Source organism: Allokutzneria sp. NRRL B-24872, assembly GCF_002155965.1.
Classification (GTDB): Bacteria; Actinomycetota; Actinomycetes; order Mycobacteriales; family Pseudonocardiaceae; genus Allokutzneria.
The window spans coordinates 1-12,927 of record NZ_MUMH01000004.1; the positions used below are offsets into that span (position 1 = coordinate 1).

10 protein-coding genes and 1 rRNA gene are annotated in these 12,927 nt (G+C 72.3%); all 11 read left to right on the top strand.

The window, feature by feature from the left end:
• Positions 1 to 40: 40 nt before the first annotated feature.
• The 11 genes from rrf to CCN37_RS00685 all read left to right on the top strand — a co-directional run bounded on the left by rrf (position 41) and on the right by CCN37_RS00685 (position 12,731).
• Positions 41 to 157: ribosomal RNA gene (rrf, locus tag CCN37_RS00640) — 5S ribosomal RNA — on the top strand.
• A 71-nt stretch (positions 158 to 228) separates the two neighbouring features.
• The gene (locus CCN37_RS41285; RefSeq protein ID WP_246842740.1) at positions 229 to 3,048 is read left to right on the top strand and encodes a hypothetical protein; all 2,820 of its coding nucleotides are present in this window, start codon (positions 229 to 231) and stop codon (positions 3,046 to 3,048) included.
• An 80-nt stretch (positions 3,049 to 3,128) separates the two neighbouring features.
• Positions 3,129 to 4,133, top strand: a complete 1,005-nt coding sequence (locus tag CCN37_RS00650; protein ID WP_086818625.1) for an HAD-IIA family hydrolase — start codon at positions 3,129 to 3,131, stop codon at positions 4,131 to 4,133.
• Between the two features lie 70 nt (positions 4,134 to 4,203).
• On the top strand, positions 4,204 to 4,401 hold the full coding sequence (locus tag CCN37_RS38795; protein WP_143261347.1) for a hypothetical protein: 198 nt from the start codon (positions 4,204 to 4,206) through the stop codon (positions 4,399 to 4,401).
• A gap of 4 nt (positions 4,402 to 4,405) precedes the next feature.
• A complete protein-coding gene (locus CCN37_RS00655) occupies positions 4,406 to 5,212 on the top strand; it encodes a TlyA family RNA methyltransferase (RefSeq protein WP_086818626.1) in 807 nt (268 codons plus the stop codon).
• Positions 5,209 to 6,102, top strand: a complete 894-nt coding sequence (locus tag CCN37_RS00660) for an NAD kinase (RefSeq protein WP_086818627.1) — start codon at positions 5,209 to 5,211, stop codon at positions 6,100 to 6,102. Before CCN37_RS00655 ends, CCN37_RS00660 begins: the two co-directional genes overlap by 4 nt.
• A gap of 46 nt (positions 6,103 to 6,148) precedes the next feature.
• Positions 6,149 to 7,927, top strand: coding sequence for a DNA repair protein RecN (gene recN / locus CCN37_RS00665; protein WP_210407813.1), 1,779 nt, complete (start codon positions 6,149 to 6,151; stop codon positions 7,925 to 7,927).
• Between the two features lie 197 nt (positions 7,928 to 8,124).
• Positions 8,125 to 9,309 carry a putative cytokinetic ring protein SteA gene (gene steA, locus CCN37_RS00670; RefSeq protein WP_086818630.1) on the top strand — a complete coding sequence of 395 codons (1,185 nt, stop codon included), beginning with the start codon at positions 8,125 to 8,127 and terminating at the stop codon, positions 9,307 to 9,309.
• Positions 9,306 to 10,244, top strand: a complete 939-nt coding sequence (locus tag CCN37_RS00675; RefSeq protein WP_086818629.1) for a copper transporter — start codon at positions 9,306 to 9,308, stop codon at positions 10,242 to 10,244. Before steA ends, CCN37_RS00675 begins: the two co-directional genes overlap by 4 nt.
• A 162-nt stretch (positions 10,245 to 10,406) precedes the next feature.
• Positions 10,407 to 12,101, top strand: coding sequence for a CTP synthase (locus CCN37_RS00680; protein WP_086818631.1), 1,695 nt, complete (start codon positions 10,407 to 10,409; stop codon positions 12,099 to 12,101).
• A 3-nt stretch (positions 12,102 to 12,104) separates the two neighbouring features.
• Positions 12,105 to 12,731 (top strand): NUDIX hydrolase, encoded by a 627-nt coding sequence (locus tag CCN37_RS00685; protein ID WP_305764701.1) that lies wholly within the window; start codon positions 12,105 to 12,107, stop codon positions 12,729 to 12,731.
• Positions 12,732 to 12,927 lie beyond the last annotated feature (196 nt).

A 12,927-nucleotide genomic window follows, 5' to 3' on the forward strand; every position in this document is an offset into this window, starting at 1 on the left:
CGGGTTCTGGTTCTGTGTGTGGTTGTGAATTCCATAGTGTTTCGGTGGTTATGGCGGAGGGGAAACGCCCGGTCCCATTCCGAACCCGGAAGCTAAGCCCTCCAGCGCCGATGGTACTGCACTCGTGAGGGTGTGGGAGAGTAGGACGCCGCCGAACAATTCTTCGAAAAGGGGCCGGTCCACGGTTATCGTGGGCCTGCCTCTTTTCGCTTTGTTCGGGAGGTTGTTGTGTTCGGAACACCAGATGGGCGCGGCGACGACCGCCGAAACGAGCGCGGCCGCGATGAAGGCCGTTCCGGGGGCGATCGACGCCCCGGCAAGGAACGGACCGGGTACTCCGGACGCTCCAGCAGCTCCGGCGGCGACCGCCGTTATGACAATGACAGCCGTGGGGACAACCGCGGCCCTCGCCGCGACGATTCCAGGCGAAGCTACGGCACGCGCGATGAGCGCAGCGGGTACGGCGACGACCGCCGAGGCCCGAAGCGCGACGACCGCCGTGACGACCGTGGTGGGTACCGGGGAGGCCAGCGCGACGACCGCGCTCCGCGCCGTGACGACCGGGGCGACCGGAAGTGGGAGGACCGCCGTGGCGGTCAGAGCCCGCGTCAGGGTGGCTGGCAGGGCAGCGACAACCGGGACGACCGCGGACCCCGCAGGGACGACCGCGGTGACCGGAACGACTCGCGGGGCGGCTACGGCGGCTCCGGGTCTCGCGTCGAGCGCGACGATCGCGGCGGCTACCGCAAGGACGACCGGGGCGGGGAGCGCAAGTTCCAGCCCCGTGACGATCGCGGCCCGCGTCGCGATGACCGTGGCGGCTCGGGCGGTCGCTCCTTCGTCCCTCGTGATGATCGCGGCGGCGAGCGGAAGTTCACGCCTCGCGATGACCGTGGTGGCGACCGCAGGGACGACCGCGGTGGGGAACGCAAGTTCACTCCCCGCGACGACCGTGGTGGCGAGCGGAAGTTCCAGCCCCGTGACGACCGCGGCGGTTTCCGCCGTGATGACCGGGGCGACCGTCGGGACGATCGCGGTGGCTCCGGCGAGCGTCGGTTCCAGAACCGCGACGATCGCGGACCTCGCGATGACCGTGGCGGGTACCGCAAGGACGACCGCGGTGAGCGCAAGTTCCAGCGCGATGATCGTGGTGACCGTGGGCGCTTTGGCTCGCGCGACGAGCGCGCGGGCGGCGGTGACCGTAGGCACGACTCCCGTGACGACCGTGGTGGCGACCGACCCTTCCGCCGTGACGACCGTGGCGGGGACCGCCCGTTCCAGCGCGATGATCGTGGTGGCGAGCGCAAGTTCTCTCCCCGCGACGGTGAGAGCGGCGAGCGGAAGTTCCAGCGCGACGACCGTGGCGAGCGCAAGTTCGGCTCGCGCGATGATCGTGGTGGCGACCGCAGGGACGATCGTGGCGGGGAACGCAAGTTCACGCCGCGCGACGGTGGCGGTGAGCGCAAGTTCCAGCCCCGTGACGACCGTGGCCCGCGTCGGGATGACCGTGGCGATCGCGGTGGTGAGCGGAAGTTCGCGCCTCGCGACGACCGTGGTGGCGACCGCAGGGACGACCGCGGTGGGGAACGCAAGTTCACGCCGCGCGACGGTGGCGGTGAGCGCAAGTTCGCTCCTCGGGATGACCGGGGCGGTGAGCGGACGTTCGACCGTGGACCTCGTGAGGACCGTGGCGGAGACCGCGGACCGCGTCGGGATGACCGTGGAGACAGGCGTTTCCCGCGCGATGACCGTGGTGGCGACCGCAGGGACGACCGGGGTGGCGAGCGCAAGTTCGGGCCTCGGGACGACCGTGGCGGAGACCGCCGTCCGGGCGGCAAGTTCGGCTCGCGGGACGATCGCTCCGGCGGCCGCAAGTTCGACCGGAACGACCGTGGGCCCCGTGGGGGCGACGACCGGCGGTTCGACTCGGACGCGCCGCGCCTGCCCGAGCCGGAGCTGCCCGAGGGCATCGAGGCCCATGACCTCGACGCCGACGTGCGCGCCGATCTCCGCAGCCTGCCCAAGGGCGCGGCGGAGTCGATCGCGAAGCACATCGTCGCCGCTGGTCAGCTGATCGACGACGAGCCGGAGAAGGCACTGGAGCACGCCCGCTACGCGCGGTCCAAGGCCGGACGCGTCGCGCTGGTGCGCGAGGCCGCCGGCCTGGCCGCCTACCACGCGGGTGAGTGGGCCGAGGCCATCGCGGAGCTGCGCGCCTCGCGGCGGATGGGCGGCGGACCCGGTCACCTGGCGATCCTCGCCGACTGCGAGCGGGCCCTCGGCCGGCCGGAGCGGGCGCTGGAGTTCGCCAGGAGCTCCGACGCCGCCCAGCTCAGCGTCGACCAGGCGGTCGAGCTGCGCATCGTGATCGCGGGCGCTCGCAGGGACATGGGTCAGCTGGACGCGGCCGTGGTCGCGCTCCAGGGCGACGACCTGGACGCGAAGCGGCGGGACCCGTGGAGCGCGCGGCTGTTCTACGCCTACGCCGACAACCTCGCCGCCGCCGGGCGGACCGAGGAGGCCGTGCGCTGGTTCATCAACGCTGCCGAGGCCGATGTCGAGGAGGAGACCGACGCCTCCGAGCGCGCCTCGGAGTTGAGCGGTGGCGCGCCCGCGCAGTTCCTCGTCCAGGTCCCGAAGCCCCCGGCCCCGGCCGAGGCTGACGCCGCCAAGGCCGATGCGGACAAGGCCGATGACGCCGAGTCCGGTGCGGCCGGGTCTGGTGCCGCCGGGACCGACGCCGACGACGAGGTTGAGGCCGAGGACGGCGCCGCGACGGACAGCGTGGCGGCGGACGCCGCCGACAAGGGTGATGCCAGCGCCGAGGACGACGATGTCGTCAACGACGCTGCCGCCGACGTCGACGCTGCCGACGAGAACGACGCCGACAAGGGCAACGGTGGCGCTGGCAACGGTGGCGCCGAGGACCGGGCTGCCGTGGCCGACGCCGCCGAGAGCGTGGCTGACCGCAAGGACAGCGCCGTCAGCGCTGACGCGGACGAGGCCGCGAAGAAGAACGTCAACGAGAAGGACGACAACGCGTCCTGATCGAGCAAGTACCGTGGTGGAAAGCCCCCGTACCCCTTGGGTGCGGGGGCTTTCCGGTTTCTGGCGAACATCGGCAGGGAGTGAACGGCGTGCTGCTTGAGGACTACGACGGCCTGCTCTTCGACCTCGACGGCACCGTGTACCGAGGCGAGCAGCCGTTGCCGTCGGCCGCGGAGGTCGTGCGGGCGGCGCGGGAGCACGGGCGGGCGGTGCGCTTCGTCACCAACAACGCCTCGCGGCGCCCGGCGGAGGTCGCGGACCACCTCAACGAGCTGGACCTGAACACCGGACCGGACGAGGTGAGCACGAGCGCGCAGGCCGGGGCGGCGTTGCTGGCCGAGCGGGTGCCCGCCGGGTCGAAGGTGCTGGTGCTGGGCGCGGAAGGGCTCGTCGAGGAGGTGCGCCTGGTCGGTCTGACGCCGGTGCGCAGCGCCGACGAGAAGCCGGTCGGCGTGGTGCAGGGCCTGTCGAAGACGCTGGGCTGGCCGGAGTTCGCGGAGGCCACGCTGGCTATCCAGGCCGGAGCGCTGTGGGTGGCCTGCAACCTGGACCTGGTGCTGCCGACCGAGCGCGGGATGCTGCCGGGCAACGGCGCTCTGGTGGCGGCCGTGCGTGCCGCGACGGGGGCTGAGCCGCTGGTCGCCGGGAAGCCCGCCGCGACGCAGCTCGACCAAGCGGCTTCCTCCGCCGGGCTGAGCAGGCCGCTCGTGGTGGGGGACCGGTTGGACACCGACATCGAGGGCGCGGTGACGGCGGGGATGGACTCGTTGCTGGTGCTGACCGGGGTGGCCACGCCCGCCTCGCTGCTCGCCGCTCCCGCTCACCAGCGGCCCCGCCACGTCTCCGCTGGGCTGGAGGGGTTGCTCGCGCCGACCGCCGATTCGGAGATCTCCGGGCCGAGCGGTTGGAAGTCCACTGTGGACGGTTCTCGGCTGGTGCTGGCGCACGACGGCGGCTCGGAGCACGACCTTTCCGCGCTGCGCTCGTTGTGCTCGGCGTGGTGGGCGAGCGGGACGGGGACTCCGAAGGTGGTCGCCGCCGATCACGCGGCAGAGGCGGCTTTGCGTCGGTTGGCGCTGGACTGACCCGCGCCGTCGGCCCCATCGGATAGCTTGAAAGCCGCACACCGGCACACCAACACAGGAGCGCGAGCCCATGACGCCAGAACAGCCTTATCGGCCGTCGCCGATGGCACTGGCCACTCCATCGGCCACGATGAGCGCCGACAGCATCGACGCCGCGCTGGTCGGCATCGAGGACCTGGAGTCCGTGCCGCTGGAGGAGCACGTCGGCAGGTTCGACGCCGTGCACTCGGCGCTGACCGACGCGCTCTCCGCGATCGACCGGGTGTAGGCCCGTGCCGAAGAGGGCGAGGCTGGACGCCGAACTGGTCCGCCGGGGGTTGGCGCGCTCCCGCGACCACGCGGTCGAACTCGTCACCGCCGGACGCGTGACCGTGCGCGGCTCGGTGGCGACGAAGGCGGCGACCGCCGTGGAGGCCGACGCGCCGGTGGTGGTTCGCGAGGCCGAGGACGATCCCGGCTGGGCCTCGCGCGGCGCGCACAAGCTGTTGGGCGCGCTGGAGGCTTTCAAGGTCGACCCCGCTGGGCGGCGCTGCCTGGACGCGGGAGCCTCGACCGGGGGGTTCACCGACGTGCTGCTGCGCGCGGACGCCGCCGAGGTCGTGGCGGTGGACGTGGGCTACGGCCAGCTGGCGTGGAAGCTGCGCACGGACGAGCGGGTGCGCGTGCACGACCGCACGAACGTGCGCACTCTGACGCCGGAAACCATTGGCGGCCAAGTGGATCTGGTCGTCGCGGACCTGTCGTTCATCTCGCTGAGGTTGGTGCTGCCCGCGCTCGCGGCGTGCGCCGGACCCGACGCGGACCTGGTGCCGATGGTCAAGCCGCAGTTCGAGGTGGGCAAGGAGCGCTTGGGCGCCAAGGGAGTCGTGCGCGATCCGGAGCTGCGCGCCGAGGCCGTGACCGATGTGGCGATGGCCGCGGCGGAGTCCGGGCTGGGCCTGCGCGGGGTGACCGCGAGCCCGTTGCCGGGACCGAGCGGCAACGTGGAGTTTTTCTTATGGCTGCGCAAGGAAGAGCCGTCTTCGCGGGCCGAGGTGGAGGAACTGGTGCGGGCAGCGGTCGAGGCGGGTCCCCAATGAGCGAGCGCGAGGTCCTGCTCGTCGTGCACACCGGGCGCGAGGAGAACGTCAAGACCGCCAAGGACGTGGCGAACCGGTTGACAGACGCGGGAATCCGGCTGCGCATTCTCGGCGAGGAGTCCCCGGACCTCGACCCGGCCTGCTACGGCACGGTGGTCAAGCACGCGCCGGAGGCGGCCGAGGGCACCGAGGTGGTGCTCGTGCTCGGCGGCGACGGCACGCTGCTGCGCGCGGCGGAGCTCGCGAGGCCCGCAGGGGTGCCGATGCTCGGGGTGAACCTCGGGCGCGTCGGGTTCCTGGCCGAGGCCGACGCGGACGCGCTGGACGAGGTCGTCTCCGCCGTCGTCGACCGCGAGTACCGGGTCGAGGAGCGGATGACCGTCGACGTGGTCGCCAAGGTCAACGGCACCGAGCTGACCAGGACGTGGGCCTGGAACGAGGCCAGCGTCGAGAAGATCAGCCGCGAGCGCATCCTGGACGCGGTGCTGGAGGTCGACGGCCGGCCGGTGTCGGGTTTCGGCTGCGACGGCGTCCTGTGCGCGACCCCGACCGGGTCGACGGCGTACGCGTTCTCCGCTGGGGGACCGGTGATGTGGCCGGAGGTGCAGGCGCTGCTGGTCGTGCCGAGCAACGCGCACGCCCTGTTCGCGCGGCCCCTCGTGCTCTCGCCGCAGTCCGTGGTCGCGGTGGAGCTGGACGCGGGCGGGCACCCGGCCGTGCTGTGCTGCGACGGGCAGCGGACCTTCGAGCTGCCGCCCGGCGCGCGGGTCGAGGTCACCGGCGGGTCGCTGCCGGTCCGGCTGGTCCGCCTGCGGCAGGCGCCGTTCACCGATCGGCTGGTCCGCAAGTTCTCGTTGCCGACGCAGGGCTGGCGCGGCCCGGCGAGGTGACCCCGCGCGGCGGGCGCTGTCGGGGCGAGGGGCTAGGGTGCGGACTGTGCTAGCCGAGATGCGCATCCAGGGCCTCGGCGTGATCGACGACGCCACCCTCGAACTCCACCAGGGCCTGACCGTCGTGACCGGTGAGACCGGCGTCGGCAAGACCATGGTGGTGAGCGGGTTGCACCTGCTCTCCGGTGGTCGCGCCGACGCGTCGCGGGTCCGAACCGGTGCCGAGCGGGCCGTGGTCGAGGGCAGGTTCAGCCTCGCCGAGAACAGCCCAGCCCTGTCCGTCGCCGAGGACTCCGGCGCCGCCCCAGACGAGGACGGCAGCCTCATCGCCGTGCGCACCGTCAGCTCCGACGGTCGCTCCCGGGCCCACCTCGGTGGCCGCACCGTGCCGGTCGGACTGCTCTCCGAGCTGGCCGACCAGTTGCTGGCGGTGCACGGGCAGAACGACCAGCTGCGGCTGCTGCGCGCCGGTGAGCAGCGCAACGTGCTCGACCGCTCGGCGGGCACGTCGGTCTCGCGTCCGCTGGTGGAGTACCGCAAGGTGCGCGCGGAGTGGATGAAGGTCTCCCGCGAGCTGACCGAGCGCACCGAGAACGCGCGCGAGCTGGCCCGCGAGGCGGATCTGCTGCGGCACGGGCTGACCGAGATCGAGTCGGTCGACCCCAAGCCCGGCGAGGACGTGGAGCTGGTCGAGCTGACCCGCCGCCTCGCCGACACCGACGTGCTGCGCGAGGCCGCGACGGGCGCGCAGTTCGACCTGACCGGCTCGCAGGAGGCCGACGGCGACGCGCTCGGCGCGCTGGGGCTGGTCGGGGACGCGCGCAGGCGCATCGCCGCGAGCGAGGACCCGGAGCTGCGCGAGCTGGACTCCCGGCTGGCCGAGGCCGCCGCGCTGCTGGCCGACGTGGGCACCGAGCTGGGCTCCTACCTGGACCGGCTCGACGTGGACCCGGCGGCGCTGGAGCGCGCGCTGGCCAGGCAGGCCGAGCTGAAGCAGCTGACCCGCAAGTACGCCGCCGACGTGGACGGCGTGCTGGCGTGGGCCGAGGACGCGCGGCAGCGGCTGGCCGGGATGGACGTCTCCGAGGAGGCGCTGGAGGCCATGGCCGCGCGCCGCGACGAGCTCGCGGTGGAGCTGGCCAAGCTGGCCGGCGAGCTGACCACCGCGCGGCTGGCCGCGGCGCAGGAGCTGGGCGAGGCGGTGACCAAGGAGCTGGCCGGGCTGGCGATGCCGCAGGCCCGCTTGGAGGTCGCGGTCTTCGACCGGACGGCCGGAGCCGGTGATCCGACCGCGTTGCAGCTCGCCGGGCGCGCGCTGCAGGCCGGGCCGGACGGCGTCGACGAGGTCGAGCTGCAACTGGTCCCGCACCCCGGAGCGCCCGCGTTGCCGGTGCACAAGGGAGCTTCCGGTGGTGAGCTGTCGCGGGTGATGCTGGCGATCGAGGTCGTGCTCTCGCACGCCGACCCGGTGCCGACGATGATCTTCGACGAGGTGGACGCCGGGGTCGGCGGCCGCGCGGCGGTGGAGATCGGCCGCAGGCTGGCCCGGCTCGCCCGCAGCCACCAGGTGATCGTGGTGACCCACCTGGCCCAGGTCGCGGCCTACGCGGACCGGCACCTGGTGGTGGACAAGGTCAGCGGCGACGCCGGGGTGACCCGCAGCGGGGTCCGGATGCTCAACCACAACCAGCGCGTGGTGGAGCTGGCCAGGATGCTCGCGGGCATGGAGGCGACCGAGTCCGGCCGCGCCCACGCCGAGGAGCTGCTGGCCACCGCGGAGGCCGACCGGGAGAAGCACCGGGCGAAGAAGACCCGCAAGAAGTGACCCGCCGCTCTCTTCTCTAGGGAAGTGAGCGGGGCTCATGGAACAAAGGATTGCGAAAGCGCCACTGGGAAACGGGCGATTCGGGGAGCGGGTTGGTCAACGCGCCGTAACGGCGTGTACTTCGGGCGAGTGACCTGGGGAAATCGTTCCGGCGTGGCGTCGCGGTCTCGATGCGGTGTTTTGTGAGCATCGATTCCATGAAGCTCACCGGACTCCTCCACCGCAACACTGAGGCGCAGCCCGGAGTCACCGGTGTCGCGCGCGTCGACCGCCGCACCGGCGGTCTCCTCCGACGGCTCGCCCCCGGCGACATCGCCGTCATCGACCAGGTCGACCTCGACCGCAAGACCGCCGACGCGCTCGTCGAGGCTCGGGTGGCCGGGGTGGTCAACGCCTCCCGCTCGATCTCCGGCCGCTTCCCCAACCTCGGCCCCGAGGTCCTCGTCGCCGCGGGCATCACCCTGATCGACGGCGTCGGCCAGGAGGCGATGCGCCGGATCAAGGACGGCACCCGGCTGCGCCTGCACGACGGCGGGGTCTACGCCGGTGAGGACGAGCTCGCGCACGGGGCGCAGCAGAGCGCCGAGTCCATCGCGGACCAGATGATCGAGGCGAAGGCGGGGATGGCCGCGCAGCTGGAAGCCTTCTCCGCCAACACCATCGAGTTCCTGCGCCAGGAGCGCACGCTGATCCTGGACGGCATCGGCGTTCCCGAGCTCTACGTCTCGGTCAAGGACCGGCCGGTGCTCGTGGTCGCCCCCGGCCGCGAGCACGAGCAGGACCTGGCCGCGCTGCGCAAGTACATCAAGGAGTACCGCCCGGTCCTGGTCGGCGTGGACGCCGCCGCCGACACGCTGCGCCGCGCGGGCCACAAGCCGGACATCATCGTCGGCGACCCCGAGGGCATCACCAACGAGACCCTCAAGTCCGGCGCCGAGGTCGTGCTGCCCGCGCAGGTCGACGGGCACGCGCCCGGCCTGGAGCGCATCCAGGACCTGGGCATCGGCGCGGTCACCTTCCCCGCCTCCTGCAACCCCGAGGACCTCGCGCTGCTGCTGGCCGAGGCGCACGGCGCCAGCCTGGTGATCACGGTCGGCTTCCAGGCCACCCTCGCGGAGTTCCTGGACCGGGGCCGCAACGGCTCCAACCCCTCGACGTTCCTGACCCGGCTCCGCATGGGCAGCAAGCTGCTCGACGGCAAGGCGGTCGCCACGCTCTACCGCAGCCGCGTCTCCCTCGGCGCCGTGCTGCTGCTCGTCCTCACCGCGCTCGTGGTGCTCGTCGCCGCCCTGTCCGTGACCAACGTCGGACAGGCCTACGCCGAGCAGGCCGGCCGGTTGTTCACCGACCTGATGACCTGGATCAAGGGACTCTTCTCGTGATTTCGCTGAGATACCACCTGGTTTCCATCGCCGCGGTCTTCCTCGCGCTGGCGCTGGGCGTCGTGCTCGGCTCCACCACGGTCAGCGAGCCGCTGCTGGCGGGACTGTCCAACGACAAGGACTCGCTCGGCAAGCGCGTCTCCGACCTGCAGTCCGAGCGCAACGGCCTCAACGCCCGGCTGGCCGACGCCGACCGCTTCAGCGGCGCGATCGCCCCGCTCGCGGTCCGGGGCCAGCTCGACCAGCGCACGGTCGTGCTGGTCACCACCGCCGACGCCAACCCGGCCGACCGGGACGCGCTGACCCAGCTGCTGCGCACCGCGGGCGCCACGATCACCGGAGAGCTCCAGCTCACCGAGACCTTCGTGGACCCGAACAAGGCCGACCAGCTGCGCGACCTGGTGCCGAGGGTGCTGCCCGCCGGAGCGCAGCTGCCGACGGCGTCGGACCCCGGGACCCTGGCCGGTGGGCTGATCGGGCAGCTCGTGCTGCTCAACCCGCAGAACAACAAGCCGCAGGCCAGCGGCGAGGAGAGCAGCGCGGCGCTGAGCGGGCTCGCCAACGGCGGCTTCGTCCGGATCGGCCCGAACCTGCGCCCCGCGCAGCTGGCCGTGGTGCTCACCGGCGGCGCGAACGCCGGGGACGCCGCGGGTGACCGGGCGGCGACGATCTCGCGCTTCGCCACGCAGCTCGACCGCGCGGGCGCCGGTGTGGTGCTCGCCGGGCGCGGCGGTTCGGCCGACGGCACCGGCGCCATCGGCGTGGTGCGCGCGGACACCGCCGCAACCTCGATTCTGTCCACTGTGGACAACGCGGATTCGTTCGCTGGCCGCGTGGTGACGGTGCTCGCGCTCCGGGAGCAGCTTGAGGGCCGCTCCGGGCGCTACGGCATCGCGGGCAACGCGCAGGCGCCCGCCCCGCAGATGGCGAACTAGGACCTCCCGCCCGTCGCCCCACCCGAACGTGAGTGGGGCGACGGGCGACACAGCGGTCGGGATTACTGCTCCGTCCGAGTGAGGTGTTACCGTGAAACCCCGTGGATGGCCGTTCTGGCCGACCTCATCACTGCGATGATCTGGACACCACGGGAGCCCTCCTTGGTCTTGCAAGGCCGTACGACAAAGCACGTGTTCGTCACCGGGGGCGTCGCCTCCTCGCTCGGCAAGGGGCTGACCGCTTCCAGCCTCGGCGAGCTGCTGACCTCCCGAGGGCTTCGGGTGACCATGCAGAAGCTGGACCCGTACCTCAACGTCGACCCCGGCACGATGAACCCGTTCCAGCACGGCGAGGTCTTCGTCACCGAGGACGGCGCCGAGACGGACCTCGACATCGGTCACTACGAGCGCTTCCTCGACCGCTCGCTGGACGGCAACGCCAACGTGACCACCGGCCAGGTCTACTCGGCGGTGATCGCCAAGGAGCGGCGCGGGGAGTACCTCGGCGACACCGTCCAGGTGATCCCGCACATCACCGACGAGATCAAGTCCCGCATCATCGGCATGGCCGCGCCCGGCCCCGACGACCGCGCCCCGGACGTGGTGATCACCGAGGTCGGCGGCACCGTCGGCGACATCGAGTCGCTGCCCTTCCTCGAAGCCTGCCGCCAGGTCCGCCACGACGTTGGCCGCGACAACGTGTTCTTCCTGCACGTCTCGCTGGTGCCCTACCTCGCGCCCTCCGGCGAGCTGAAGACCAAGCCCACGCAGCACTCCGTCGCCGCGCTGCGCAACATCGGCATCCAGCCCGACGCGATCGTCTGCCGCGCTGACCGGGAGATCCCGGACGGCCTCAAGCGCAAGATCGCGCTGATGTGCGACGTCGAGACCGAGGCCGTGGTGGCCGCGCCCGACGCGCCGTCGATCTACGACATCCCCAAGGTGCTGCACGCCGAGGGCCTGGACGCCTACGTGGTGCGCCGCCTCGGCCTGCCGTTCCGCGACGTCGACTGGACCGTGTGGGGCGACCTGCTGGAGCGCGTGCACAACCCGCGCGACACCGTGCGCGTGGCGCTCGTCGGCAAGTACGTCGACCTGCCGGATGCCTACCTGTCGGTCAGCGAGGCCCTGCGCGCCGGCGGTTTCGCGCAGAAGGTCAAGGTCGAGATCAAGTGGGTGCCCTCCGACGAGTGCGAGACCGCGGCCGGTGCCGCGACCGCGCTGGCCGGGGTGGACGGCGTGCTCATCCCCGGCGGCTTCGGGGTGCGCGGCATCGAGGGCAAGCTCGGCGCGATCACCCACACCAGGACCAGGGGCATCCCCACGCTCGGGCTGTGCCTGGGCCTGCAGTGCATGGTGATCGAGGCCGCGCGGGGGCTGGCCGGGATCGCCGACGCCAACTCCGCGGAGTTCGACGAGGCCAGCGCCAACCCGGTGATCAGCACCATGGCCGACCAGGAGGACGTGGTCGCGGGCGAGCGGGACATGGGCGGCACCATGCGGCTGGGCGCCTACCCGGCCAAGCTCAAGCCCGGTTCCGTTGTGGCGCAGGCGTACGGGGCCACCGAGGTCTCCGAGCGGCACCGCCACCGCTACGAGGTCAACAACGCCTACCGGGCGCGGCTGACCAAGGCGGGCCTGGTGTTCTCCGGCACCTCGCCGGACGACCACCTCGTCGAGTTCGTCGAGCTGCCGCGCGAGGAGCACCCGTTCTTCGTCGCCACCCAGGCGCACCCCGAGCTGAAGAGCCGCCCCACCCGCCCGCACCCGCTGTTCGCGGCGTTCATCGGCGCGGCGCTGGACTACCGGGCCGCCGACCGGCTGCCCGTGGAGATCGCCGAGAGCGCGGGGGTCTGAGCCGTGGCCGCCGGTGAGCACGAGTTCCACGCCGTGAGCAGCGAGGACGTCTACGCGGGCCGGGTGATGGCCCTGCGCGTGGACGAGGTGGCCATGCCCGGCGGCAGCGTCGCCGTGCGCGAGGTCGTCGAGCACCCGGGCGCCGTCGCCGTCGCCGCGATCGACGCCGAAGAGCGGATCGTGCTGATCCACCAGTACCGGCACCCCGTCGGGCGTCGGCTGTGGGAGCTGCCCGCCGGGTTGCTCGACGTCGACGGGGAAGCTCCCGAGCTGACCGCCGCGCGGGAGCTCGCCGAGGAGGCCGGGCTCGCCGCTTCTTCGTGGTCCACGTTGGTCGACGTCGCCGCTTCGCCCGGGTTCACCGACGAGGTCGTTCGCGTGTTCCTCGCCCGCGATCTGTCCACTGTGGACCGTGGGGAGATCGCCGACGACGAGGAGTCCGACCTGGTGCTGCGCCGCGTTCCGTTGCGCGAGGCCATGTCCATGGTGCTCAGCGGCGAGATCGTGAACGCGTCGTCGGTCGGCGGGGTGCTCGCCGCGCACGCCGTGCTCAGCGGCGCCGTCTCCCCGCGCCCGGCTTCGGCTCCGTGGCAGGACCGCCCGCACCGCTGGGCTTCCCGCCGCCGCTGACGCGCCCGTGCTTCGCGTTTTGGCAACGCGATGCGATTGGAGAGCGCTCTCTTTCGCAAGTTGTTGCCAAAACGCGAAGTTCGACGGCTGTGACCCGGGGCTCGGGTGGTGAGGGGCGGCGTGCTTCGCGGGACTCGTCGTGGCGCTTCGCGGTGGGGGCTTCGCGGTGGGGCGAACGGCTCGTTTGACGCGTTGA

What these genes read in the sequence shown, in the direction of transcription:
- CCN37_RS38795 (WP_143261347.1), top strand. Translation starts at nt 4,204, where the DNA reads ATGACGCCAGAACAGCCTTATCGGCCGTCGCCGATGGCACTGGCCACT.
- CCN37_RS00660 (WP_086818627.1), top strand. Translation starts at nt 5,209, where the DNA reads ATGAGCGAGCGCGAGGTCCTGCTCGTCGTGCACACCGGGCGCGAGGAG.
- steA (WP_086818630.1), top strand. Translation starts at nt 8,125, where the DNA reads ATGAAGCTCACCGGACTCCTCCACCGCAACACTGAGGCGCAGCCCGGA.